At 47.4% G+C, this 25,945-nt stretch carries 25 protein-coding genes and 1 pseudogene; 19 read left to right on the top strand and 7 right to left on the bottom strand.

The annotated features are described in order from the left end of the window. Positions 1–39: 39 nt before the first annotated feature. The 5 genes from aspS (at position 40) to MKY42_RS25855 (ending at position 8,522) form a co-directional block, all read left to right on the top strand. Positions 40–1,818: an aspartate--tRNA ligase gene (gene aspS / locus MKY42_RS25875; RefSeq protein ID WP_063567716.1), complete on the top strand. Its 1,779-nt coding sequence runs from the start codon at positions 40–42 to the stop codon at positions 1,816–1,818. A gap of 18 nt (positions 1,819–1,836) precedes the next feature. Continuing rightward, on the top strand, positions 1,837–2,595 hold the full coding sequence (locus MKY42_RS25870; RefSeq protein WP_076287755.1) for a tRNA threonylcarbamoyladenosine dehydratase: 759 nt from the start codon (positions 1,837–1,839) through the stop codon (positions 2,593–2,595). Between the two features lie 403 nt (positions 2,596–2,998). After that, a complete protein-coding gene (locus MKY42_RS25865; RefSeq protein WP_339845801.1) occupies positions 2,999–4,297 on the top strand; it encodes an NCS2 family permease in 1,299 nt (432 codons plus the stop codon). Positions 4,298–4,367: 70 nt separating this feature from the next. Further along, entirely contained in the window at positions 4,368–6,161 is a 1,794-nt protein-coding gene (locus MKY42_RS25860) for an ABC transporter ATP-binding protein (protein ID WP_339845798.1), read from the top strand. A 174-nt stretch (positions 6,162–6,335) separates the two neighbouring features. Beyond that, a complete protein-coding gene (locus MKY42_RS25855) occupies positions 6,336–8,522 on the top strand; it encodes a UvrD-helicase domain-containing protein (RefSeq protein WP_090903966.1) in 2,187 nt (728 codons plus the stop codon). 133 nt (positions 8,523–8,655) lie between these two features. Here the strand turns inward: MKY42_RS25855 and MKY42_RS25850 are convergent, their stop codons facing one another. Then, positions 8,656–9,558 carry an EamA family transporter gene (locus tag MKY42_RS25850; RefSeq protein ID WP_090903965.1) on the bottom strand — a complete coding sequence of 301 codons (903 nt, stop codon included), beginning with the start codon at positions 9,556–9,558 and terminating at the stop codon, positions 8,656–8,658. Between the two features lie 28 nt (positions 9,559–9,586). Further along, on the bottom strand, positions 9,587–10,327 hold the full coding sequence (locus MKY42_RS25845) for an SDR family NAD(P)-dependent oxidoreductase (RefSeq protein WP_179265791.1): 741 nt from the start codon (positions 10,325–10,327) through the stop codon (positions 9,587–9,589). A 163-nt stretch (positions 10,328–10,490) separates the two neighbouring features. On the opposite strand from MKY42_RS25845, the gene MKY42_RS25840 reads away from it, so the two are divergent. Genes MKY42_RS25840 through MKY42_RS25830 form a run of 3 tightly spaced genes read left to right on the top strand, consistent with a single transcriptional unit; the run spans position 10,491 to position 12,906 of the window. Further along, positions 10,491–11,369, top strand: coding sequence for a LysR family transcriptional regulator (locus MKY42_RS25840; protein ID WP_090903964.1), 879 nt, complete (start codon positions 10,491–10,493; stop codon positions 11,367–11,369). A 53-nt stretch (positions 11,370–11,422) separates the two neighbouring features. Beyond that, complete coding sequence (locus MKY42_RS25835; RefSeq protein ID WP_110001989.1) at positions 11,423–12,730, top strand: replication-associated recombination protein A; 1,308 nt, start codon at positions 11,423–11,425, stop codon at positions 12,728–12,730. A gap of 41 nt (positions 12,731–12,771) precedes the next feature. Further along, positions 12,772–12,906 carry a hypothetical protein gene (locus MKY42_RS25830; protein ID WP_339845791.1) on the top strand — a complete coding sequence of 45 codons (135 nt, stop codon included), beginning with the start codon at positions 12,772–12,774 and terminating at the stop codon, positions 12,904–12,906. Between the two features lie 537 nt (positions 12,907–13,443). On the opposite strand, the pseudogene MKY42_RS25825 reads toward MKY42_RS25830, so the two are convergent. Together MKY42_RS25825 and MKY42_RS25820 are read right to left on the bottom strand one after the other, a co-directional pair. Continuing rightward, positions 13,444–14,205, bottom strand: a pseudogene (locus tag MKY42_RS25825) (hypothetical protein); the annotation flags it as partial. A gap of 69 nt (positions 14,206–14,274) precedes the next feature. Further along, positions 14,275–14,364 carry a hypothetical protein gene (locus tag MKY42_RS25820; protein ID WP_339845789.1) on the bottom strand — a complete coding sequence of 30 codons (90 nt, stop codon included), beginning with the start codon at positions 14,362–14,364 and terminating at the stop codon, positions 14,275–14,277. 272 nt (positions 14,365–14,636) lie between these two features. Here MKY42_RS25820 and MKY42_RS25815 point away from each other — a divergent pair, with 272 nt between their 5' ends. Further along, a complete protein-coding gene (locus tag MKY42_RS25815) occupies positions 14,637–15,005 on the top strand; it encodes a C40 family peptidase (protein ID WP_306459243.1) in 369 nt (122 codons plus the stop codon). Here MKY42_RS25815 and MKY42_RS25810 read toward each other — a convergent pair. Continuing rightward, positions 14,929–15,171: a helix-turn-helix domain-containing protein gene (locus tag MKY42_RS25810; RefSeq protein ID WP_256222376.1), complete on the bottom strand. Its 243-nt coding sequence runs from the start codon at positions 15,169–15,171 to the stop codon at positions 14,929–14,931. The genes MKY42_RS25815 and MKY42_RS25810 overlap by 77 nt on opposite strands. Between MKY42_RS25810 and MKY42_RS25805 the strand changes: the two genes are divergently transcribed. Genes MKY42_RS25805 through crcB (MKY42_RS25795) form a run of 3 tightly spaced genes read left to right on the top strand, consistent with a single transcriptional unit; the run spans position 15,157 to position 16,143 of the window. Next, positions 15,157–15,357 (top strand): hypothetical protein, encoded by a 201-nt coding sequence (locus MKY42_RS25805; protein WP_339845786.1) that lies wholly within the window; start codon positions 15,157–15,159, stop codon positions 15,355–15,357. The genes MKY42_RS25810 and MKY42_RS25805 overlap by 15 nt on opposite strands. A 28-nt stretch (positions 15,358–15,385) precedes the next feature. Then, positions 15,386–15,787 carry a fluoride efflux transporter CrcB gene (crcB, locus tag MKY42_RS25800; protein WP_090903960.1) on the top strand — a complete coding sequence of 134 codons (402 nt, stop codon included), beginning with the start codon at positions 15,386–15,388 and terminating at the stop codon, positions 15,785–15,787. Next, complete coding sequence (gene crcB / locus MKY42_RS25795) at positions 15,784–16,143, top strand: fluoride efflux transporter CrcB (protein ID WP_090903959.1); 360 nt, start codon at positions 15,784–15,786, stop codon at positions 16,141–16,143. The genes crcB (MKY42_RS25800) and crcB (MKY42_RS25795) overlap by 4 nt, the downstream gene beginning before the upstream one ends. Positions 16,144–16,287: 144 nt before the next feature. Here the strand turns inward: crcB (MKY42_RS25795) and mnmA are convergent, their stop codons facing one another. Continuing rightward, positions 16,288–17,409: a tRNA 2-thiouridine(34) synthase MnmA gene (mnmA, locus tag MKY42_RS25790; RefSeq protein WP_339845782.1), complete on the bottom strand. Its 1,122-nt coding sequence runs from the start codon at positions 17,407–17,409 to the stop codon at positions 16,288–16,290. 322 nt (positions 17,410–17,731) lie between these two features. Here mnmA and MKY42_RS25785 point away from each other — a divergent pair, with 322 nt between their 5' ends. Next, a complete protein-coding gene (locus MKY42_RS25785) occupies positions 17,732–18,151 on the top strand; it encodes an Rrf2 family transcriptional regulator (protein ID WP_076287765.1) in 420 nt (139 codons plus the stop codon). 196 nt (positions 18,152–18,347) lie between these two features. Here the strand turns inward: MKY42_RS25785 and MKY42_RS25780 are convergent, their stop codons facing one another. After that, the gene (locus tag MKY42_RS25780; RefSeq protein ID WP_339845779.1) at positions 18,348–18,764 is read right to left on the bottom strand and encodes a hypothetical protein; all 417 of its coding nucleotides are present in this window, start codon (positions 18,762–18,764) and stop codon (positions 18,348–18,350) included. A 127-nt stretch (positions 18,765–18,891) separates the two neighbouring features. Between MKY42_RS25780 and MKY42_RS25775 the strand changes: the two genes are divergently transcribed. From MKY42_RS25775 to MKY42_RS25750, 6 genes are all read left to right on the top strand, one after another. Next, positions 18,892–20,043, top strand: a complete 1,152-nt coding sequence (locus MKY42_RS25775) for a cysteine desulfurase family protein (RefSeq protein WP_339845776.1) — start codon at positions 18,892–18,894, stop codon at positions 20,041–20,043. A 164-nt stretch (positions 20,044–20,207) separates the two neighbouring features. Beyond that, the gene (locus tag MKY42_RS25770) at positions 20,208–20,729 is read left to right on the top strand and encodes a PRC-barrel domain-containing protein (RefSeq protein ID WP_024633069.1); all 522 of its coding nucleotides are present in this window, start codon (positions 20,208–20,210) and stop codon (positions 20,727–20,729) included. 10 nt (positions 20,730–20,739) lie between these two features. Next, positions 20,740–20,949, top strand: a complete 210-nt coding sequence (locus MKY42_RS25765; protein WP_024633070.1) for a hypothetical protein — start codon at positions 20,740–20,742, stop codon at positions 20,947–20,949. A 251-nt stretch (positions 20,950–21,200) separates the two neighbouring features. Then, positions 21,201–22,268 (top strand): AI-2E family transporter, encoded by a 1,068-nt coding sequence (locus MKY42_RS25760; protein WP_110001984.1) that lies wholly within the window; start codon positions 21,201–21,203, stop codon positions 22,266–22,268. A gap of 428 nt (positions 22,269–22,696) precedes the next feature. Then, on the top strand, positions 22,697–25,327 hold the full coding sequence (alaS, locus tag MKY42_RS25755) for an alanine--tRNA ligase (RefSeq protein WP_339845771.1): 2,631 nt from the start codon (positions 22,697–22,699) through the stop codon (positions 25,325–25,327). 277 nt (positions 25,328–25,604) lie between these two features. Further along, positions 25,605–25,865: an IreB family regulatory phosphoprotein gene (locus tag MKY42_RS25750; protein WP_024633073.1), complete on the top strand. Its 261-nt coding sequence runs from the start codon at positions 25,605–25,607 to the stop codon at positions 25,863–25,865. The last annotated feature ends 80 nt before the right edge of the window (positions 25,866–25,945 follow it).

The raw sequence follows: 25,945 nt of genomic DNA, 5'->3' as shown, positions 1-25,945 counted from the left end.
CCCATACAGAACGGAAATTCACATAAGAGGAGTTTGGTTATGAAAAGAAGTCATCATTGCGGCGCATTAACACCCGCACACATCGGTGAGACCGTAACATTGAACGGCTGGGTACAGACCCGCCGTGACCTGGGGGGCGTACTGTTTATCGATCTGCGTGACCGCAGCGGAATTGTACAAGTTGTTTTCAACCCTGCTTACTCTGGCGAAGCATTGCAAATCGCTGACAGAGTGCGGAGCGAGTATGTTATCGCGGTAACAGGTAAAGTCGTTAAACGTGACGAAGAGACTGTAAACAAAAACCTGCCTACAGGCGAAATCGAAGTGCAAATTACCGAGATTGAAGTACTGAACGCGGCCAAAACTCCTCCATTCTTCATCGAAGATGGTGTGGAAGTCGACGAGTCGCTTCGCTTGAAGTATCGTTACCTGGACCTGCGTCGTCCGGAAATGTTTGAAACCTTGAAATTGCGTTCCAAAGCATCCAAAGTGTTCCGTGATTATCTGGATGGAGAAGAATTCGTTGAAGTAGAAACACCAATCCTGACCAAGAGCTCCCCGGAAGGTGCACGTGATTATCTCGTACCAAGCCGTGTGCATGAAGGTGAATTCTTCGCCCTGCCGCAATCCCCACAAATCTACAAACAATTGCTGATGGTTGGCGGACTTGAGCGTTACTATCAGATCGCTCGTTGTTTCCGTGATGAAGATTTGCGTGCGGACCGTCAACCGGAATTCACCCAAGTCGACATCGAGACTTCCTTCTTGCAGCAGGATGATCTGCTGCCAATGATGGAAGAGCTGATGGCCAAATTGCTGCGTGAAACAAAAGGCATTGAGCTGGAACTACCTTTCCAACGGATTACGTATGCAGATGCAATGGGTAAATACGGTTCAGACAAACCGGATCTGCGTTTTGGTATGGAACTGGTAGAAATGAACGATATCGTAGCAAACAGTGGTGTGAAAGTATTTGCTTCTGTCATCGAAAAAGGTGGAGAAGTGAAAGTGCTGAACGCCAAAGGCTGTGGTACATGGAGCCGTAAAGAAATCGATGACCTCGGACCATTTGCTGCACGTTACGGTGCAAAAGGATTGGCGTGGATTCAAGTAAAAGATGGCGAGTTCAAAGGGCCAATCGTGAAGTTCTTTACGCCGGAAGAGATCGAAGCAGTCAAAGAACGTACTGGCGCTGAAGAAGGCGACTTGTTGCTCTTCTCTGCTGACACCAAAAAAGTGGTTGCAGATGTACTGGGCGCATTGCGTCTGAAAATCGGTCGTCAACTGGGGTTGATCGATGACAGCAAATTCAAATTTGCATGGGTTGTGGACTTCCCATTGCTCGGGTACGATGAAGATGCGAAACGTTATGTCGCAGAACATCATCCGTTCACACGTCCTAAAGATGAGGATGTACATCTTTTTGATACAGATCCGGGTGCCATTCGCGCACAAGCCTATGACCTTGTTCTGAATGGTTATGAAGTAGGCGGCGGTTCGATGCGTATATACAAACGTGATGTTCAGGAAAAAATGTTCGCTGCTCTGGGACTCTCTCCAGAAGTAGCCAACGAGAAATTCGGATATCTGCTCGAAGCGTTCGAATACGGAACGCCACCACACGGCGGAATCGCCTTTGGTCTCGACCGTCTGGTAATGCTGCTGGCAGGCCGCACGAATCTGCGTGAAACGATTGCCTTCCCGAAAACGGCAAGTGCAACGGATCTGCTCATGAATGCACCTTCTGAAGTGGATAACTCCCAATTGGAACAACTTCACATCCGCGTAGCCCGTAAACCGGTGGCGGAAAAGAAATAAAGGAGGCATCGATTCTCAATGCTCCATCAATTTTCAAGAACAGAACTGGCAATCGGACCTGAAGGTCTGAACGCTTTGAAAAATAGTACAGTAGCTGTGCTCGGCATCGGCGGCGTGGGCGGTATTGCAGTGGAAGCTCTCGCCCGCAGTGGTGTTGGGCGTATCATTCTGATTGATAAAGACGTGGTGGACATCACCAACATCAATCGTCAGATTCATGCTTTGACTACGACCGTTGGTCAGAAAAAAGCAGATCTGATGGTAGAGCGGGTGAAGCTCATCAATCCGGAGTGCGACGCGATTGCACTGAATATGTTTTACACGGAAGAAACGTATGAGGAATTGTTCAAATATGAGCTGGATTATGTGCTGGATGCTTCCGACACGATCATTTACAAAATCCATCTCATTAAGGAATGCTTGAAACGGAAGATTCCGGTCATTTCCAGCATGGGTGCGGCAAACAAAATGGACCCTACGAAATTCCAGGTTGCGGATATTTCGAAAACGACCATGGACCCGATTGCCCGAGTTGTCCGCACAAAACTGCGGAAAGAAGGCATCAAAAAAGGTGTGAAAGTGGTCTTCTCCACCGAAGAACCATTGAAACCTCGCGCAGATGTGACGCAAAAAATCGTTCCTGAGAATGCGCCGGAAATTCGCAAGGCGAAACAGCCACCAGCGAGTAACGCCTTTGTTCCTCCGGTAGCCGGACTGATCATGGTCAGTGTGGCCGTCAAGGAACTGATCGAAATTGCAGAGAACAAGCAGCAGTAATCTGCTGTGAATGGAAAAGCGTAGGTACCGACTAGGTACCTGCGCTTTTTTGCATGCGCGAAACCTTAACAAATGTCAGGGTTACGTGATGTACTTCAATCCCAAAACCGTGTATGATATGTGGTGCTGCGCGAAATGATGGTAAATACATAGAGAAATCGCAGCTATATAAGATTTACACAAGAACGAAGAGGACAGAAAAAACCTGGAAAAGCGAAGCGTACGCCTAAAAGCTTTCTAAAAGAAAGCTGCATCGGAAGCATACGCTATCACCGGATTTAACTTTTAAAACATAAATCTAAAAATCTGGGGATAACAGGGATCGGAAGGTTGTTCTGTCCACGCAGTGGTAGAGTGTAAAATACTTTTGTTCGGCTTAGATAGAGAGAGGGGAACGGAACGAATGAAACAAGGATGGATGACCAGACGACTTGGCCTGGAGCCGGGAGACCAGTGGAAGAAGGAAATTGTGGCGGGGGCCATTTCTTATTTTGCCGTGGTCTATATCATAATGGTCAATGCAACAATTCTGGCCGATGCCGGAATGCCGCTGCAGGCGGCAATGGTGGGTACACTGCTGACGTCCATTGCGGGTTGTTTGCTGATGGCATTTGGCGGTAAGTCGCCTATTATCGTTGTACCTGGCATGGGGATTAATGCATTTTTCACCTACACACTCGTACATTCGATGAAATTAAGCTGGCAGGAAGCCTTGGCGGTTGTGTCCGTCACCGGTTTGCTGTTTGCGGTCGTAGCCTTTACATCGTTATATAAAATAATCAGTGAAGCCATTCCGAAAAACCTGCAGCATGGTATTACGGTGGGGATTGGCCTGTTCCTGACGTTTATCGGTTTGCAAAAAAGCGGAATCGTCATCGCACACCAGACCACATTTGTGGCGATCGGCCATTTTAATGATCCTGGAGTGATCACCGCCTGTGTTACTCTTGTGATCGCCTTGATTTTATTTATACGCAATGTACAAGGCGGGCTCCTGATTAGTATTCTGGCGGGAACAGGACTAGCTTATGTGCTTGGTGCTGTAAAACCGGGTGATCCGGTGTCTGCCACAGCAGCATTGCATCAATACGGCGGTTTGTTTGCCCAGCTGTCCTTCGCAAATCTGGTGGATCTATCGTTCTGGATTGCTGTATTTTTGTTGTTGCTGATCGTTGTATTTGAAAACATCGGCCTGATCACAGCCCAAACCCATCTCATTGGTCGCCCCCAAAGATTTAAGGGCAGTTTGCGGGCGCTGTCGATCTCGAATATTTTTGCCGGAATTTTTGGCAGCAGTCCTACTGTAGCTGCGGCGGAGACAACTGCAGGCATAGCGGCTGGTGGACGTACAGGCTTGACTCCACTGGTTACCGCAGTGCTGTTTGGTGCAACGTTCTTCTTTATTCCACTATTGGGTTATATTCCGGACAGTGCTATTGCACCGATTTTGATCATTATTGGCGGCTTGATGGTACAAAGTGTGAAGGACATGGATTTCAGTGATTTCACGGAAGCTTTTCCTGCTTTTCTGATCATGGTCATGATTCCATTTACGTACAGCATCGTGGACGGCATGGCATTTGGATTTATTGCGTATCCGGTGGCGAAGCTCGCGGCGGGTCAGGGCAAACAGGTGCCTAAAGTCATGTACGGCATTGCCATCCTGTTTTTGGCCAATTTTGTGCTGCATGGGATATTGTAAAAGACAGGAAACGTAATGTAAGTTCATACGTATGATCTCTGGTGAACAAGGGGAGAACGGGGGAACGGTAATGGAAGAGCAACAACAGACAGGTCAAGCTGAATCGAAAATAGGAAAAAAAGGATTCAAGGATTTTGTGAAGCTGATAGCTGCCACAAATCCACCAAAGCTAATTCTGATCATCGCGTTGATCCTGACACTTATTCAGACGACAGCCGGACTGATTGTCCCATTGATGACCAAAGGCCTGATTGATGGGCTTACAATGTCTGCGCTGAATAAGTCCGTTATTTTCCTGCTGCTGGGGGCATTTGTTATTCAGGCCATCGCTTCAGGCATCAGCATCTATATGTTGAACTATGCAGGTCAACGGGTGGTTGCAACACTGCGAACGAAGCTGTGGAACAAGGTGTTATCCCTACCGATGCCATATTTCGACCGGAATCGTACAGGGGATACGATGAGTCGAATTACGAATGATACGAGTCAGATTATGACGCTAATTGCGGATTATCTCGTTTCTTTTGTGTCCAATATCGTTGCGGTTGTGGGCGGGGTAGCGTTGCTTTTCTATCTGGATTGGGTTATGTCACTCATTATTCTGAGTCTGGTGCCGCTAACGCTGCTGATCCTGCTGCCTGTTGGTCGTAAAATGTACAAAATCTCCAAAAAGCAGCAGGACGAAATGGCAGGTCTTACTTCGGTGCTCAGCCAAGTCATTGGCGAGATTCGTTTGGTGAAAGCTTATGGAACGGAGAAACAGGAGGCGGAAGCAGGCGATTCCCGTATTGGGAAGATGTTTGCTTTTGGACTACAGGAAGCTCGGATTTTGGCGTTGATCGGTCCACTCTTTACGTTTGTCATGACGGCTGTGCTGGTTGTTATTCTGGGTGTTGGCGGCATGCGGGTAGCTTCTGGATTGCTGTCTCCGGGTGAACTGGTTGCCTTCATTCTGTTGTTGTTCCAAGTGATTATGCCGATGGGGCAATTTACGACACTGTATTCACGTCTGCAAAAGGTTGTCGGTGCGACAGAACGCATTCAGGCTATTCTGGCACACGAAGAAGAACCGCGCCATAACACAGCAATTGCCCCCAAGGGCAATGAGACGATTACATTTAACAATCTCCATTTCTCATATGTAACAGGGGAAGAGGTACTGCATGGAATTAATCTGACCGTTCCTGCCCGTAAAGTGACCGCCATTGTGGGGCCAAGCGGCAGCGGGAAATCAACGCTGTTCTCCCTCTTGGAGCAGTTCTATCTTCCAGAGTCGGGCAGTATATCATATGGTGGACAAGCCATAACCGATTATTCATTAGCCTCTTGGCGAAGCAAGATTGGATATGTATCACAGGAGAGCCCTCTGATGGCGGGCACAATTAAGGAAAACATGACATACGGGCTGGGCCGTGAGGCGAGTATGGATGAAATTAGACAGGCGGCAGAAATGGCGTATTCCTCCGCTTTTATTGATAAACTGCCTCAGGGCTACGACACGGAAGTGGGAGAACGCGGGATCAAGCTCTCCGGTGGTCAACGCCAACGGATTGCCATTGCTCGTGCCCTGCTGCGCAGCCCGGATATTCTGTTGCTGGATGAAGCGACGTCCAGTCTGGACAGCACCTCCGAACATGAAGTGCAGCAAGCCCTGTCCAATCTGATGGAAGGACGAACAACGGTTGTTATTGCACACCGATTGTCCACCGTCGTCGACTCTGATCAGATTGTTGTTCTGGAACAGGGACATGTGACGGGAACGGGAACACATGCGGAGCTAATTAGCAACCACCCGGTATACCGTGAACTGGCACAGAAACAGTTTGTGGCACAGGATGGAAAGCCGGATTCGGAACCGGAATGATGTAAAAGGAAGACCGTTGTTCATCTGTTCTTTGCGAACAGGAACAGCGGTTTCTTTCATTTGGCTATCCAGGTTACTGTAGCTTTTTGTACATCAATATGATATAGTGGGTATCCTTTTGTGTCGTCAGTGTTGACTATGCAGAAAAACATATTCTTAGGAGGTAACTGAAACATGTCAGACAGCTTTCAAAGTGCCTATCAAGAAGAAGAGTACAGGTTAGAGCGAACGATGAAGGAAGTGGACAGTCAGCTGGAACGGCTGCGGAATATTCCGGTGTATACCGGCCACGACTTCACAGAGCAAGTGCTGGAGGCCGGGCGTGAAGAGCGCCGCACCGCCTTGTCCAAGAGCGCGCAGCAACCCTATTTCGGACGCTTGGATTTCGAAGAACAGGGCAGTGGTGCACGGAAACCGCTGTATATTGGCAAAATCGGCGTAGACCGCGAAGAGGTGGGAGAGCATCCGCTCGTCATTGATTGGCGTGCTCCTGTCGCAAGCCTGTTTTACTCATTTACCGGAGGGGAAGCCTCCGCAACGTATGAAGCCCCGGAGGGACTCATTGAGGGCCTGGTTTATCTGAAACGAAACGTTGTTATTCGGCAGCGTATATTGGAACGTGTGGCGGATACGTACAATCGGGACAGCGACCAGCCAGCCGTATCGGATGAATTCCTCGTGTATCGATTGGGTGAGAACAAAGACAACAAGCTTCGTGATATCGTATCCACCATTCAGGCGGAGCAGGATCAGATCATTCGTGCGGCGAGAAACACCGCATTGATCATTCAGGGTGTGGCCGGTTCGGGTAAAACAACCGTCGCGCTGCATCGCCTCGCCTTTTTACTCTATCAGTATAAGGAGCAGGTATCTGCGGAGAAAATGGTTATTTTCGCACCCAACCATATGTTCCTGGATTACATATCGGATGTACTCCCGGAGCTCGGTGTAGGGGATATTCAGCAGCGTACATTCCCGGATTGGGCGATGAACCTGCTGGGGCTGGACCTACCTTTGGCAGACACGTCGGAGACATTGTACACCTGGTTTGAAACGCCGGATGCACGTCCTGAACTTAATGATGATGTACCAGGGCGCTACAAAGGCTCGATCCGCTTCATGGAACTGATCCGGGAGTGGTTATCCGGAATGGAAGAAGAATCCGTACCTGATATGGACTTTAGTCCATGGGATGGTGCAGTGCTCAGCAAAGCGGAGATTGAGAACTGGTTTGGGGAAGAGTACAAACATTATCCGCTGGCAAAACGCAAAGAGCGGGTGATGGCGCGTATTCACCGCTGGATTGAGATGGAACTCAAGAAACCTTGCCCGGAAGCCGTTCGCAAAGAGCGTAAAAAGAAAGCGGCAACCCGTGAGAAGGCTTACGCCAAAAAATGGCCTCAATATGAACCGCTTACGCTGTACAAACAGCTGTTCAAGGTTGTTAAAGGCGGTTCGGTTCCTGCCTCGCTCAGTGGGTTAATTCCCAAATTGGTGATGAAACAAACGGCAGCAGATCTGAAGCAGGATATCATCCGTGAAGAGGATTTGCCTGCATTGGTGTACGTTCATACCTTGGTTCACGATATTGAAGGCTCCGAGCGCTTCGATCACGTCGTCATTGATGAAGCGCAGGACTTTTCTCCTTTTCATGTGGCGTTATTGGATCAGTTTGTCAAAGGGCATTCCTTCACCATACTCGGGGATCTGTCCCAAGGTATTCATGAGTACCGTGGTGTTCATACGTGGGAAGAGATGAGTTCGCTGTTTCCTGAGGAACAGAATGCATACTTTGCATTGACGCGAAGTTATCGCTCAACGATGGAAATTATCGATTATGCCAATACGATTCTGGAGCGGGGTGTCAAGAGCGGCATTACGGCGATTCCTGTATTCCGGAGTGGTGATCCTGTACGGACGTTAGCTTACGGTGGTAAAGGCCGCACAGCAAGCCTCGAACAGGCCCTGAAGCTGTTAACAGTCAAAGATTATCGCACAGTCTCCATTCTGACCCGTACACTGCATGAAGCAAAGGAGCTTCACCGTGAACTTCAGGCAGCAGGCTGGGATCTGAACTTGATTGACGGCGGCAAAAAACAGTACACAGGCGGTCACTCCGTTTTACCTGTCTATTTGTCGAAAGGGTTGGAGTTTGATGCAGTGATCGTAGCGGACGCGGATGAGAAACACTATTTGCCCAATGCGGGTGATGCGAAGCTGTTATACGTTGGCTGTACAAGGGCGCTGCACGAACTGTGGTTATTCCACGACGGCCCATTGCCAGACTATGCTGCTGCAACCCACAATCCGGAAGGCGAGTCTGTTGCCATTCAGGGTTGGCCTGACAGCGAGGCAGAGTGAATCCTTGTTGTTGAACATAGCATTAATATAGAAAGGGCATGGCGCTGTTAAAACGCCATGCTCTTTCTGCGTTCTCATATGAGTTTTATTTTCGAGTGGCTCACCTCAAGTTTCGCTGTTGTTCTTCTACTGGTCAACTTGCAGGTGTGTGTTGGGGCGACCCCGGTTTATCCAAAACTGACTTATGACTGGCGGGATGGCGGTTAACCAGGAAAATGCCCAGACAGATCATTACCCCGCCTGCACCCACAATCCAGCCGACATGCTCTTCCAACAAGACGAAGCTCGACAGTAGTCCAAACAGCGGCGCCAGAAAAAGAAAGGAACTGGTTTTGGCCGGATCGGTGTTCTGCAGCAAATAAAACCAGAGGGTGAATTGAATGATGGAACAGAAAGTGGTCAGCCATACCAGGACAACGATGGATGTTGTATTTACGATAAAATGAGGCTGCTCTGTAAACACACTTAGTAGAAGCAGTACTGCCCCTCCAGCGAGCATTTGGTAAGCGGTAAGTACAAATGTATCATGAGCAGCTCCCCAACGTTTAATGAGCAACGTAGATACAGCAAAAGAGACAGCGCCGCCGAAGCCAATCCACGTTCCAGGACTCATACTCAGATGGAATCCAAAGGTTAACGCCACTCCGACCAATCCGAGCACCACACCGGTCCACTGGCTAAAACGATAGGACACTCCATATAGAGCAGCACTCAGGATGATGACAAGCAACGGATTCGTAAAGGTGATAATAGCAGACTCTCCCGAACTGATCCAGTTCATGCTGTAGTAGGCACAGCCCATCACTCCTGCCGACTGGAACAGACCGATTACGGCGACTTGCATCCACTGTTTCCACCCCACAGGCATGGGACGTTTTCTAATGATCCACGCTAGTAATGCTCCTGCCAATATATAGCGAAGTCCCATTAACAAAAAGGGAGGAGCATACATCATGCCGATTTTGCCTACGGGAAACGAGGTTCCCATGATAAGAGTTGTAACAAGGATCAGGAGTGTATATTTTAAAGGCTTCATCAGAATTCCTCCTTTTCGCTTCCCATGCTCATAACATCTGACCGCTATCTACTGTAATCAGTTGCCCGGTCATGGATGGTTGCTCCAACGCGGCGCATATCATATGTGCAATGTCTTCGCTTGCCGCTATTCGCTGCAACAATAATTCACCACCTAGACGATGCATCTGTTCTTCCTTTCCTGCCCACCAACGGGTCGCGACTGCACCCGGAATGATGGCGTTAACCCGAATATCAGGGGATAAAGCATGTGCCAAAGACTTCGTCAAACCGTGTACTGCTGCTTTGGATACTGCGTAAGGAAGGGAGGACCCGGATCCTGTGCTGCCAGCTATGCTGCCGAGGTTAACGATTGCGCCTTGACCTGCCTGCTGCATTCCTTTCGCTACAGCTCGTGCGCAGTAAAACATGCCTTTAACATTGACATCATATAGTTCATTCCATATGTCATCCGTTACGGCTTCCAGATCCTTCATTGGGATATGATGCGTAATGCTGGCGTTGTTTACGAGTGCTGTCACAGGGCCAACTTGATCAGTGATAGAGGCTATCATTTGACGAACCTCGACATCGGAAGCAACATTGGCCTGAACTGCAAAAGCATGACCTCCCGCATTCAAAATTTGTTGTACAGTCTCTTCGGCCTCATCCTGGGAACGGGAGTAATTGACGGCAACGGTTGCTCCACGACTAGCGAGCAGTATACTGGTAGCTCGGCCTATACCCGTACCGCCTCCGGTTACCAAAGCTACAGTGTTGGTCCAGTTCATCATCGTGAACACTCCTTAATTGAACTCAGCGAACAGGGAGTTGCTGTGTTCTGATCTACCCCGATTGTAGCTCGAAGCAGCTATACTGTATAATGATTGCTAATAGATTGGATATCATTTTAAATGATGCCTGGATGGATATAGCATAGTTGGGAGGTTTACAATGGAGAGCGGGGATTTAAGGATATTTCAATGTGTCGCACAAGAAGGGAATCTGACCCGAGCTGCGGAGCGCCTTGGTTACGTGCAGTCCAATGTGACAGCAAGGATACGACATCTGGAATCCGAAGTAGGGACACTGTTGTTTATCCGTCATAATCGGGGGATGACATTATCTCCAGCAGGGGAGATGCTGCTGACGTATGCGGATAAAATTGTAGGCCTGCTCGATGAGGCGGGTAAGGCGTTGAGTTCTACAAATGAACCTTCTGGACCACTGCGCATAGGCTCCACGCAGACTGCCGCAGCGGTACGTTTACCTGAGCTTTTTGCCAAATATTATAAACAGCATCCGGCTGTCTCCTTATCTTTGACTACAGGTAACTCCCAAGTGCTTATGGATCAGGTTATTGGGTATGAATTGGAAGGGGCATTTATCGGTTGTTCATGTGACCACCCCGACATTGCTGCTACTCCTGTATTCGACGAAGAACTATTCGTTGTCTCCTCCGGTATGGGACCGGAAGACGAGGAACTCACCAGTAAACCGATTCTGGTCTACAGCATGGGATGTTCGTATCGTCAGATTTTGGAGGAATGGTTATCGGTTAGCGGTGTAACCCGTCCGGTCATTATGGAATTTGGAACTCTTGAAGCGATTATTAGCGGGGTCACATCCGGCATGGGCATTTCATTGTTACCCGAGATCGTCATTCGGAACCAGATTGAAAATGGATTACTGCGAAAGCACACACTCCCGGTAGGCATGAATCGGATGATGACTCATTTTATTACGCGCAAGGATGCCTTTGTCAGCAGTGCGCTTGGCGCATTTATGGGTATGCTGCCGCGGGAGTATGATATGATAGAGAATAGCGATTAATCAGAAATTTATCAGGAACAAGTAAAGGCAATCCGTTAAGGAAGTGATGAGCAATGGATTTATTTTCGTTTCAGCAGGATTCAGTACCTCAAGCAAGACTGCTCGCTGACCGTCTGCGGCCAGAGCGGCTTGATGAATATATTGGGCAAGAGCATATTATTGGACCTGGAAAATTGCTTCGGCGCGCGATTGAAGCGGATCAGATCTCGTCCATCTTGCTTTACGGTCCTCCGGGATGTGGCAAGACGACACTGGCACATATTATTTCCCAGCATACCCAAGGACAGTTCGTTCGTCTGAATGCGGTGGATGCTTCCGTCAAAGATGTACGTGAAGTCATCGAGCAGGCGCAAACGAACAAGCAGTTGTATGGAACAAAAACCATTTTGTTCCTCGATGAAGTACACCGTTTTAATAGTTCACGTCAGGATGCACTGCTGCCCGCAGTAGAGAAGGGCACGATCATTTTTATTGGCGCAACGACAGAGAATCCCTTTCATTATGTGAATGGGGCCTTGATGAGCCGTTCGACGCTGTTTCAGCTGGAGTCTTTGAACAAAGAACATTCTCTGATTGCGATGCGCCGAGCGCTGGCGGATGCGGATAAAGGTTTGGGATTCATGGACCTGCAGGCAGATGATGAGGCATTGGAGCATATTGCAACGATGGCAAATGGCGATATTCGGCGTGCGCTGAACGCCTTGGAACTTGCTGCACTGACTACACCGCCAGAGAAGGATGGTTCGATTCACATTACGCTCGATGTAGCGGAAGAATCTATACGTCGTCCGATTGTGAAGGCAGATGAATCGACACAATATGATGTATTGTCAGCATTTCATAAAAGCATTCGGGGTTCCAGTGATGCGGCATTGTTCTGGTTTTTGTATGCGGTAGAGAAGCTGGGCATGGACCCGATGACGTTTATACGTCGTCTAATTGCAGCGAGCAGTGAAGATATTGGACTTGCGAATCCGCAAGCGATGACCCAGGCCATTGGGGCATTGGATGCTTATCGCAATAATGGCTGGCCTGAAGCCAAGCTGAACATTGCCCAAGCGATCCTGTTTGCTGTTGAAAGTCCGAAGTCCAATGCGGTGTACACTGCGATCTCAAAAGCGATGAATGCCATTGATGAGGTGAAATCGGCCGAGGTCCCTCTTCATCTGCGGGATACCCATTATTCCGGTGCAGTGAAGCTCGGACATGAAGGCTACCAATACCCGCATAATTATCCGGGCCATTATGTGAAACAGGAATATTTACCGAAACAGCTCTCACGCCGCATTTTCTATGAAGCAACGGAACAAGGCAATGAATCCAAGATTCGTCTAAACCAGCAGCGGCGCAGAGAACTGTAAGATCGATACCCGGTCCTAAATCAAACACGGCATATACAGCTTTGGACAGGGCTTGGGGAGACGTCCGCAAGGGGATCACCGGCGATGTGCCTGATCATCTTAAAGATGCCCATTACGTTTCCATAACCCTTTTTCAAAACGCATTTTTTTATATTTTAGCAAATGAAGTATGTTAATTTATCGATGTTGTGAAGGGATATTCTTAACTGAATTTAGTTTAATAAAAGTTCCATATTAGAAGGAATCGCGGTTGGCGATTCCTAAGATTATTATTTATTTGCTGCGTTTATGGTACTAAGTGAATTGTTAAGTGCTGTTTTACACTTGTTTACATCAGAATTTGATGAACGAACTGCTGCTAATACAACATCTATTGTTCCATCAATTTTCGTCCATGTAGTGCTATCCATTTTTCGAAGCTTAGGTTCTTGTGTATCCCATTGATGTTCCAAATTATCAGCGCCTTTTTTTGCTGTAGCAAAGTCGTTTTTATTTATAGCGTTTAGCATATCATTTTCATTATTAACAAAATCGTTTAATTCACCTCCTAACGAAGCTTGCTCAGCAGCACCTTGTGATGCAATATAATTACTGCGCCAGTTATAACCACCTATACCAACAACTAAGAAAATTACGAGTACAACAATCGTTTGTGTTAGCACATGTTTCTTATTTGCATTACTTTGATTTGTTCCCGCTTTATCACTTTTAGCATTTGTATCAATTTTTGAAACGGCAAGGAAAACGATGATCGCTAAAATAGCGATAAGAAAAATGACACTCGTAACGGTTGTCCCGAGTCCTAATCCGCCATTTACTTTTGGTTGAGATAGGTAATCTCCAAGTGACGCTCCAAGCGGACGAGTTAAAATATATGCAATCCAGAAAGCTAATACCCCGTCAAGTTTCAAAAATTTATAAGCTAAGAACACAAGAGTAATAATAATAACAACGCCTATTCCTGTGTTAAGATAACCAAAACCAAGTTGTTCTGAATATAAGTCGCCGACTGCAGTTCCAAGTGCAAAGGTGAAAAGGATCGTAAGCCAGTAGAAAACTTCTCTTTTTTTAGTAAAAATCGAGTGGATCGATAGTGTTTTTTCACTAAGATACCAAAATAGAAAAGTCAGTCCTAGTAGCACCGAGAAAACAGTTGTACTAACCTCAAGTGGTATGCTTATATTATCTGTCAAATTATCCGTTACCAGTGTTCCAAATACACTTATAAGAACAACGGTTACCCAGTAAATGGCTGGAACATACTTGTTTGCTTTAAGTTGAAAAAACAATGCAATAAAGAATGCAACTCCCATAGTAATGGTAGTAAGAGTTAAACCAAGTCCAATGTTGAAATTGATGAAGTCAGCAAATGTTTCACCAACAGTAGTACATAAAATTTTGATGATCCAAAAGAAAATTGTCACTTGGGGCACTTTGTTAAGTAAAATTATCATTTTATTTTGGTTTTCTTGCATATATAATTTCCTTTCTTTAAAGTGGTTTCCCACAACTTTGTTATATTTCATTCTCTCTAAATAAAATATTCATCCAGATCCAAGTTTAAGGAAGTCTGCGTTGTTTCTCCCACATTGGTTCAGCAGGTCCGCTGCCGTATCCCCAACGGTCGTTGCCAAGATTTTAATGGTCCAAAAAAATGGTGACTTGCAGGACTTTGTTTAACATCCATCTTCCCGGGCTCATGAGCGGCTGGATCAAGCCCTCCTAATTATACGTATACTGTTCCATTTGCCCATCCTCCTTTACCGTCATAGAAACCACCGGCATCAACTGCTCATACTGTCCATGTTGATTCGGTTTTGTTCATGAGTGTAACAGCTAAAAATGAGAATTTTCTGTGAAAATGACCCAGATCGGCTTGTGTCTCTCCATTGCTTTTTCCAGAAGCATGATGCTGCCGACCCATCCGGTTCACGCGGCTTCCGTACCCGGCAGCTCCGTGGCGGATCGGGTCATCTCGACAGGGAAACAATTTTTAGGCGTTCGCTACCAGTTTGGTGCACCTTCCGGAAGAACGGACGAATTCGATTGTTCCTCATTCACGCAGTATGTCTTCAAGCAAAACGGCTTCGATCTGCCCCGCTCATCAAGACAGAAATCGCAGGTAGGTACGCTGGTGTCCAATGATCAGTTGCAGAAGGGAGACTTGGTTTTCTCCGATACGAATCACGACGGCGTCATCAATCATGTCGTATGGCTTCGGACCATTTACCAAGTGAGATCGAAGCTTTACGACGCTCCTCATAAGCGCTTTTAGCCTGCTCTGCATGATAGGGTTTCGATGAAGTAGCAGGATCCAATTCACGACAAATCGTCGAAGGATGCCTTCCTAATTCTTTTGCGATGGCTCTTGAAATTTGACATTGTCGACGGAGGATTTCTAGCTTGCTGCGCTCAATTATGCTAAGATGTGTGTAGCTCATGGTGGATTCTCCTTGTGTGAATGTGGTGTAGGAACCTCATTCTACACGATCCGGCTATGGGCCCTTTTTTATTTATTTCCAGTAGGTGTCGCACTTCATATTACAATCCGCATTTTCTATGAAGCAACGGAACAAGGCAATGAATCCAAGATTCGTCTAAACCAGCAGCGGCACAGAGTGCTTTAAGATCGATAACCCGGGAGATGCTTGAACAATGAAAGAAATATTCTATATTGGAATCGGCGGAATTTTGGGTACATTATGCCGATATGGGATACAGTTATGGATGCCAGCAGCCAATGAAGGCTTTCCTTGGGCAGTGCTGCTGATCAACGCCATCGGGAGCCTGTTTTTGGGTTGGTTTTTCACCATAGCTGTTCCAGGTAAAATAACGCCTCAACTTCGTCTTGCGATTGGAACGGGGTTTACCGGGGCCTTCACCACCTTCTCCACCTTTACTCTCGATGTGGTCCGTTTATCTGAAGGAGGAATGTGGGGGAAGGCTGTTATATACCTCGTTGTGAGTATACTCGCAGGGTTATTACTGTGTGTATTGGGGATTAAGGTTGGTCAGCGAATGCTGGGTAAACCGACGCAGGACGGTGTTGCACCTTGATCATCTGGATTGGTCTTGCAGGAATGCTGGGTGCGGTGCTTCGCTACAGTTTGGGTCGATGCATATCCGGTTCACTCGGAACGGCCTTCCCATGGGGGACATGGGTCATTAATATCAGTGGTTCTCTGTTACTTGGACTGCTCTATGGCTGGCATCAGTCAGCTTCAATCCCGGACGCAGTCTGGGTGATAGTGGGTACTGGATTTTGCGGAGCGTATACCACATTCTCTACGTTTGGATATGAAACCCTTGGTCTGCTTGGGCAGGAACGTTACTCAAGAGCAGTTATATACGTCACCAGTTCGGTACTGCTGGGGGTTGCGGCCTCTTTTGCAGGAGTGTGGCTGGCTGCATAAGTGAAGATAATTATTTTTTTTGCAGGAAAAAGAAGGAAAAAAGCCATCCGTCATGGTATACATGAAAGATGGCTTTTGTTATAGGAATACAGGGTATTGTGCAAAATCCATATGGGGATGGATTCATTTCTGTCATTGAATCTATTACAGCGCCGGTACAGGCACTTTTTGAACCTGATCAATCGTGCCCCCGCCGAGACACACATCTCCATCATAAAACACAACGGCTTGACCAGGCGTGATCGCTTTTTGCTGTTGGTCAAACTGTACATCCACGCTGCCATCTTCCTGCCATTTCAAGGTTACACCCTGATCCGGCTGACGATATCGGAATTTGGCGGTACAACGGAATGGTACGTTAGGCATGTGTGCTGCACCTGCGATCCAGTTTACACCTGTTGCAGTCAGACCGGTTGAATACAGGCTTGCATGTGCATCGCCTTGAACGACAAGCAGTTGATTTTTCTCCAGATCCTTGTCTGCCACGAACCAGGGTTCACCATTACCGGAACCGCCAATGCCGAGACCCTGACGCTGTCCAAGCGTATAGTACATCAGACCATCATGACGGCCCTTCACTTCTCCGGTTGCAATATCAACCATGTCTCCGCCTTTGGCAGGGAGATAGTTGCTCAGGAACTCTTTGAAGTTGCGCTCGCCGATGAAGCACACACCTGTGCTATCTTTTTTCTTCGCGGTGTACAGGCCAGCCGCTTCTGCAATCTTGCGCACTTCCGGTTTAGGCAGATGACCAATCGGGAACATGGCTTTGGACAGCTGGTTCTGATTCAGTGCATTGAGGAAGTATGTTTGGTCTTTGTTACTGTCCACACCGCGCAGCAGTTTGAACGTTCCATCTTCTTCAATGAGGCGAGCATAGTGGCCTGTAGCCACATAGTCAGCGCCGAGATCCAGTGCTTTGTTCAGGAATTCGCCGAATTTGATCTCACGATTACACATGACATCCGGATTCGGAGTTCGACCCGACTTATATTCATCAAGGAAATAGGAAAATACTTTATCAAAGTATTCTTTCTCGAAGTTGACAGTGTAGTAAGGAATGCCGATCTGTTCGCAAACCCGGCGTACGTCCTCTGAATCTTCTTCAGCGGTACAGTGGCCGAACTCGTCCGTGTCATCCCAGTTTTTCATGAAAATGCCGATGACATCGTAACCCTGCTCCTTAAGCAGCAGTGCGGTGACGGAAGAATCGACACCCCCGGACATGCCAACGACGACCCGTGTATTTTCAATTGTTTTGGACATCGTTATCACCATTTCTCTATATAAATGTGTTTCGTTTCTATTCTAGCATAACCGGACTCAAGTTACGATACACCCGGCCAATTTTGGATAGTGTCCACCACAGGCGCACATTTTGGAATTTCGTCAATCTTTCTTTTCCATAAAGCATGCAGATATGTTAACATTAGCTGAGGGTTATGATCGGAATACGGAGGATTAGCAGGACTAGGCCTGTATTTTTCATATCCCGCTGTGGCGGATCCTGGAAAGACGGTCTTGGACCACATCCTGTTATTTTATGTTTCACAACTTGTTTTTTCGAAAATGGAAAGAGGTGACTCCTTTGAAAATATCGACAAAGGGCCGTTATGGGCTCACAATCATGATGGAGCTGGCAGCCAGAACAGGCGAAGGCCCGACATCTTTGAAAAGTATTGCCGAGCGCAACCAGCTCTCGGAGCATTATCTGGAGCAATTGATCGCTCCCCTGCGTAATGCAGGACTGGTCAAAAGTATCCGTGGCGCCTACGGCGGTTACATTCTGGCAGGCGATCCTGCTACCGTAACGGCAGGGGATGTGATTCGTGTACTGGAAGGTCCAATCTCCCCAGTAGATTTCACGGAGGAAGATGATCCGGCGAAGCGCGACTTGTGGTTGCGCATCCGTGATAGCATTGCAGAAGTACTGGATTCAACAACGCTGAAGGATCTGATTACATTCCAGGATCAGGAACAAAAAGACAGCTATATGTTCTATATCTAACATAGTTGATGATGAACATCTCAGATGACACACTAAAGCCCCCATATTGGGGGCTTTAGCCGTGCAACAAGCTACATTGTGATTCTTCTAATTCTAGAATAGCCTGTGATGAACAGGATTTATGTAATCATGTGCTGAAGAAGAAACCGTTTTGGAGGTTTCCCTTCCGGAATAATGTAGTCAGAAATTCGAGAATCTAGCGACGCTTGAGTGCTTCTATATCTGCTTCCATACGCAATTGACGACGGTTCAAAATATCAATGCTGTGCTGATGGGTGTTCAATTCGGCATTTACTTTACGTTCAAACGTGATCTGTGAAGCTTCAAGACGTTTGGTAACTTCCAGTGTCTCCAGAACGGTCTGCTGGAGCAGAGGAATGGTTTTGGTTTGTTCCTCGATGGCGTCAAGTCTGCCATCTATGGTATCCAGCCTGCGATCCATGGTACCAAGCCTGCTATCCATGGTATCCAGCCTGCCATCCATGGTATCAAGTCTGCCATCCACGGTATCAAGCCTGTCTTCAATCTTTTCAAGCCGTCCATCGATGTTGTCAAAACGCTTGTCCATTTGTTGAAGCTGATTCAGAATTTGACTGAGAACCTGGTCACTCATGCCGATCTCTCCTTTTTGAATGGATATTAAACATTATACACGAAGATGCGACACAATAGCATTGGTTTAAATTTTCAATTACACAACATGAAAAGATGGAAGTCCAACATATAACGGGGTGAAATCAATGAAAAGAATATATTTGGATCACGCCGCATCGACACCTATGCACCCACAAGTCGCGGAAGCGATGATGAAAGTGATGACAGGGCAATACGGCAATGCATCAAGTATTCATGCCTTTGGGCGTGAAGCCAAACGTACCGTCAGTGGAGCAAGGGATGTCATTGCGGCGTCTTTGGATTGCTTCCCAGATGAACTCGTCTTTACCGGAGGCGGCACGGAAAGTGACAATCTGGCGATATTTGGCGCAGTTTCAGCGAGAAAAGAACGGGGACGGCACATCATTACAACATCTGTTGAACATCATGCGGTACTGCATACTTGTCAGGAACTGGAGCGGCAAGGCTATGACGTGACCTATTTGCCTGTAGATGAATACGGAAGAATACGTCTGGAAGAGCTGAAAGATGCTATCCGGCCAGATACAGTGCTGATCACCATGATGTACGCTAATAATGAAGTTGGCACGATTCAGCCCATCCGCGAAATTGGTGAGTTGGCTCGTCAACATGATATTTTGTTCCATACCGATGCAGTTCAGGCTCTTGGCACTCAGGAAATTTCCTGCAAGGAACTGCCTGTGGATATGATCAGCTTCTCTGCTCATAAAATTAATGGTCCTCAAGGCGTGGGTGCACTCTACGTACGGCGCGGAATTGTGTTGGAAGCGAGATCTCATGGTGGCCTTCAGGAACGGCAAAGACGTGCAGGTACCGAGAATATTGCGGGGATCACTGGCTTTGCGGAGGCGTTGAAAATATCAGGAGAACAGGCGGAGGCGCGCCGTGAACATGACCTGGCATTGCGAGCATTACTTCTGGAACAACTGGAGCAGCATGTAGGGTCGGAGCATTTTCACGTCAACGGACATCCGGAATTTACGTTGCCTAATATCTTGAACATCAGCTTTCCGGAAGTATCCACAGAGACGATGCTCATGAATCTGGATATGGAAGGCATCGCAGTTGCGAGTGGTTCGGCCTGTACTTCCGGTTCCCTCGAAGTATCCCATGTGCTCAAAGCGATGAAGCTGTCCGAGACATTTTTGGATTCCGCGATTCGTTTTAGCTGGGGGTTGGGTAATACTACGGAAGAAATCATGATAACCGCCGAAAAAATTGGAACCATTCTGGGGCGACTGCGTAATAGAGCCTAAGGGGCTCTTTGCACATGGAACAGAAGGAGGGAAGAAGTTCCATTTCATCGGTTGGATAGAAGCGGTTTTGATGGTCGGCGTCTGATTGCCACTCATCAACTTTGGGCATACCTAGCAATAGCGCCGCGACTATTTAATGATAAGAAGATGAGGGGGACCCTGCGATGAAGCTTCAGGAAATGATCGGACTTGCCGTTTTTGACGTTGAGGATGGGAAGCAGGTCGGTAAAATCCAGGATTTCATTGTGAATGACGATTGGAAAATTGAAGGCATTGAACTTGAAAACAAAGGCCTGTTTACCAGTCATGTCAAAATCGTGCAGTGGCAAGATATCGTTGCCTACGGCGAAGATGCCGTCATGATCCGTAATCAACAGGCTGTCCGCAAAACGGGAGCCGACGACATAAAACACACGTACCTCCTCGGCCAGTCTAAATTGAAGGAGATGTCCGTGCTCACCGAAGAAGGTTTGCTGCTTGGACGTGTCTCTGATGTTTATTTTGACCAGGAGTTGGGAAATACAATAATAGGGATTGAAATTACGGACGGTTTTGTGTCCGATTTGATTGAGGGCCGCAAATGGCTGCCATGTACAAGCGATATGTCTATTGGGGAAAGTGCCATTATGGTGCCGCCGCTGAGTGAACAGCGCTTGGAAAATGCCATTCATTCTGTTAATGGATAGGTGAATGAATATGAAATGTCCAAACTGTAGTTCCAAAGATATTGGGAAAATTGGTTCCCACCAGTTTTATTGCTGGGGATGCTTTATCGAATTAACAGTGAACGGTGAGAAAATGTCTGTATACCAAGTGGAAGAAGACGGCACGCTCAGTTCCCTCGATGATCTGTTCTTCGGGGAAGAGCTGCCGCAAGACTTCCCTCATCTTCATGCTTCTTCTTAATAAGCAGCATAACTTCTTCTATATGCGGTTTCATGACAAAGACTGTCATTGAATGCTGTCATAAAATGATGACAGTTGTATATAGCTGCGGTTACATAGTGGTTCAAGGGAACTTGTATGAATATATGCTAACCCGGATCACAAGATGCGTCTCCTTCATCATGAAGGGGGCGCTTTTTTTGTGCGTTAATAAATATTCCCTTCCTTACATATACTGACTTTCAGAGCCAGTCCAAAAGGGAGAGATGCAAGTGGAGCAATTAACCAAAAACAAGCTGTTCCGTTATGCCATCTGGCTGCTACTCGGATTGATTATTCTGTACTTTATCTGGCTGCTGCGGCCATTGCTGCTTCATATATATGGATTTTTGAAAACAGTGCTGGCACCATTTATCGTGGCCCTCATCATATCCTATGTGCTCAATCCGATTGTAAGCATGCTGGGAGGGCGCAAAGTCCCTCGAACCATTGCCGTGCTGTTAATCTATGCTTTTTTCCTCACCTGCATCGCAGTCATCCTGATGAATGTCATTCCGGTGTTGATTGAACAGTTGGAGGAACTCAACGAGCATATGCCTGAGCTGTCGATGCGTGCCCAGAGTCTGATGAACAATATGGATCACAAATTAATGCCGCCAAGTGTGCGCACAGGTATGAACAGCTGGTTTTTCCAGATGGAGGATCGGCTGACCCAAGGCATCACGAAGCTGATGGATAATATCGGGACAACCATTAATGTATTGTTCAACGTGTTTATCGTGCCATTTCTCATTTTCTATATGTTAAAAGATTTTGAGGTATTCGAGCGTACGATTGTGGCGTACCTGCCCCGCTCACGGCGTAAGGCCATTGTTTCGGTGATGAAAGAGATAGATACGGCCTTGGGAAACTATATTCGCGGACAATTTATCGTCTGTGTGATTGTGGGCATCTTTGCGTATATCGGTTACATCGTCATTGATATGCCTTATGCACTGCTGCTCGCCAGCATTGTCGCTGTATTTAACATCGTGCCTTATCTTGGCCCGTTTCTGGGAGCAGCTCCTGCGGTGGTGATGGCTTCTACGGTATCGTTCAAAATGGTGCTCTTCGTTGTCATTGTGAACACACTGTGCCAGGTCCTGGAGAGCAACGTCATCTCCCCTCAGGTGGTAGGGCGGACGCTGCATTTGCATCCGTTGTCGATTATCTTCGCGCTCCTAGTGGGAGGCGAACTGGCGGGCATAGTAGGTCTTATTCTTGCGGTGCCGGTTTTTGCTGTTCTGAAAGTCATTGTGCAGCACTTTTTTGCCTATTACATCAAACGAAGAACGGACTGATCACAGCAACAGTCTGATCCAAAAGGGTGCGTTGACACCATATAGGCATATCGATATAATGGAGGGGTATGTTTAGAACAAGAAATCGATGATGAAATGAAGTACGCCGAGGGTTCCTTTCCTCAGAGAATAGACTTCTTCGGATCAGATGTAATCTGAGCCCGATGGCTGGAAGAGTCTTGAAAGTTGAAGCGGCGGAAAGCTGATTTCGGAGTGCAGGACAACCCTGCCGGGAGCGACCGTTATTTCGCATCAACGAGGAGATTGTTTGTTTATCTGCGGATGAACAGCAATAACCAGGGTGGTACCGCGATAACATCGTCCCTGATTATTCAGGGGCGTTTTTTGTGTTTCTTTTTACAAAAACAATGTTGACCAACCGGAGCGAATACGCAACGGACTATTATAATTTAATGGGGGCATCCAGTATGAAAGCCAGTGAAATCCGGTCCAAGTGGATAGAGTTTTTTGCAAGTAAAGGTCACAAAATCGAGCCAAGCGCATCGCTTGTACCTCATAATGATCCATCCCTTCTTTGGATCAATGCAGGTATGGCGCCGTTGAAACCGTATTTTGACGGTCGGGAGAAACCGGAGAACCCGCGTCTCGCCAACTCCCAAAAATGTATTCGTACAAATGATATTGAAAATGTCGGTAAAACGCGTCGTCACCATACGTTCTTCGAAATGCTCGGCAACTTCTCTATTGGAGATTACTTCAAGGAAGAAACCGTAACATGGGCGTGGGAATTCTTGACCAGCAAAGAGTGGATCGGATTCGATCCGGAGCGCCTGTCCGTTACGGTATATCCGGAAGATGAGGAAGCATTCAAACTGTGGAACGAAAAAGTGGGACTACCTGCTGAGCGTATCATTAAATTGGATGAAAACTTCTGGGATATCGGCGAAGGCCCGTGTGGACCTTGTACCGAGATCTTCTATGACCGCGGCGAAGCTTATGGAAACGACATGAGTGATCCTGAAATGTATCCAGGTGGGGAAAACGAACGTTATCTGGAAGTATGGAATCTGGTATTCTCCCAGTTCAACCATAACAAGGACGGTAGCTACACACCGCTTCCTAACAAAAATATTGATACAGGTGCAGGTTTGGAGCGTTTTGCTTCCATTCTGCAAAATGTGGATTCCAACTTCGACACAGACCTGTTTCAACCAATGATTCAGAGAACAGCCGCTCTTGCGGGTGTGAAATATAACGACAGCGTAGAGATTGACGTTGCACTGAAAGTCATTGCCGATCATATCCGTACCGTTGCTTTTGCTGTAGGTGATGGCGTTCTGCCAAGCAATGAAGGACGCGGATATGTCATTCGCCGTTTGCTCCGTCGTGCCGTACGTTACGGAAAAGTACTGGGACTTGACCGTCCATTCCTGTATGAACTGACAACGACTGTTGGTGAAGTGATGGGGATGTACTACCCGGAAGTCGTGGACAAACAGGAGTTTATCGCCAAAGTGATCAAAACCGAGGAAGAACGTTTCCACGAAACACTCACAGATGGTCTGGCTATTCTTGCGGATATCAGCGGCACAGCCAAGTCCGAAGGACGTACGGTTATTAGCGGGCCTGAAGCGTTCAAACTGTATGATACGTACGGTTTCCCGTTTGACCTGACAGAAGATTATGCAGCAGAGCATGGTCTGACGGTAGATCGCGAAGGTTTTGATGCTTCCATGCAGAAGCAGCGTGAGCTAGGACGTGCAGGGCGTCAAGAGAACGAGAGCATGAAAGTTCAAGGTGGACCACTTGCTGATCTGGAGGTTAAAAGCGAGTTTGTTGGTTATAATGACCTGTTGACGGAAGCAAAAGTGGTAGCCATCGTTGCTGGTGACGCATTGGTAGACTCCGTAAGCGAAGGACAGACATGCCAGGTCATCCTTGACAAGACTCCGTTCTATGCAGAAAGTGGCGGACAAGTGAGTGATCAGGGCTTGCTGCGCGGAGCCAGTGTAACGGCGAAAGTGCAGGGCCTGTTCAAAGCTCCGCTGGGACAGCATGTACATCTGGTGACGGTAGAGTCCGGTGAACTGCGTGTAGGTGATGTGATTAAAGCTGAAGTGGATGCATCCAAACGTGGCGATATTATCAAAAACCATACCGCAACCCATTTGCTGCACAAAGCGCTCAAAGATGTGCTCGGAACGCATGTCAATCAGGCAGGATCACTCGTAGAGCCTCAACGTCTGCGCTTTGACTTCTCGCACTTCGGCAGCATTACGCCGGAAGAATTAACGGAGATCGAGCGTCAGGTGAACGAACAGATCTGGAATCGTCTGAACGTAAACATTGAACTGAAAGCTATTGATGAAGCCAAAGAAATGGGCGCAATGGCACTGTTCGGTGAAAAATACGGGGATATCGTACGTGTAGTACAAGTCGGAGACTATAGTTTGGAACTTTGTGGCGGCTGTCACGTAAACAATACATCAGAGATCGGTATCTTCAAGCTGGTGAGCGAGAGCGGAATCGGCTCCGGCGTACGTCGGATCGAAGCTGTGACTGGCCGTGGCGCGTATCTTTATGTGGAAAGCCAGTTGGAACTGCTCAAGCAATCAGCAGCACTGCTCAAAGCAAATGTGGCTGATGTACCTAAACGGATTGAAGGTCTGAACCTGCAACTGAAAGAAGCGGCCAGAGAGACTGAATCCTTACAAAGTAAGCTGAGTGCCATGGAAGCTGGTCAATTGACTGATCAAGTAGTACAAGCAGGAAATACACAATTGCTGGCAGCGCGCGTAGATGCTCCGAACATGGATGTACTGCGTACAGTGGCAGATGAGTTGAAAGTAAAATTGCCTAACGCGGTACTCGTATTGGGTGCTCCAGCGGACGGCAAAGTGAATTTCGTTGTAGCTGTACCTGCTGAACAAGTAAAACAAGGGCTGCATGCAGGTAAAATCGTCAAGGAAGTTGCGGCAGTATGCGGCGGCGGAGGTGGCGGACGTCCTGATATGGCGCAAGCCGGAGGCAAGGACGCAAGCAAGCTGGATGAAGCGTTGAAACTGGCGGTTTCATTGGTTAGCGGGCATACTGCATAAATCGAACGAGTGGCTTTCAAACGCCAAAATATAGTTCGAAATGGTTCTGTTCGTTTATATGGAGGTTGGATCGGGAGGCTTCTTCCCGTCCAACTTTTGTACCCGAGAGCGAGTGGAACTGAATGATGCAATATGCTGAAGCCAGTAAAGGACAAGCAAAAAACACAATTGGCTTATCCTTTGTTTACTTGTGGCAGTCAGAATATGTTATTATATAAGCAGAAATCAATTCGGCAGGACATGGTCCCCATGTTCATGCAGGAGCGAGGTGTCATCAATGGACTCCATGGATAAGACGGTTAAATTTAATGTGAAAGCCGACGAGCAGGAAGCATCCTCCAAAGAGATTCTTCTCACGGTATATGATGCACTGGTGGATAAGGAGTATAATCCTATTAACCAGATTGTCGGGTATCTGATTTCTGGAGACCCCGCATACATCCCTCGTCACAACAATGCACGCAGTCTGGTCCGTAAAAAAGAGCGCGATGAGCTGATTGAAGAGCTTGTTCGTTCTTATCTGGCCAATCACCGGTAATGTACATCGCTTCCGCTGTGATGCAGCTATGCAGGCAGCGGGAAATGAACCGACAGAAGACAGCCTGAAGCTTGAGAAGG

Source organism: Paenibacillus sp. FSL W7-1088, assembly GCF_037969855.1.
GTDB lineage: Bacteria > Bacillota > Bacilli > Paenibacillales > Paenibacillaceae > Paenibacillus.
This window is presented reverse-complemented; position numbering and strand designations above follow the sequence as displayed.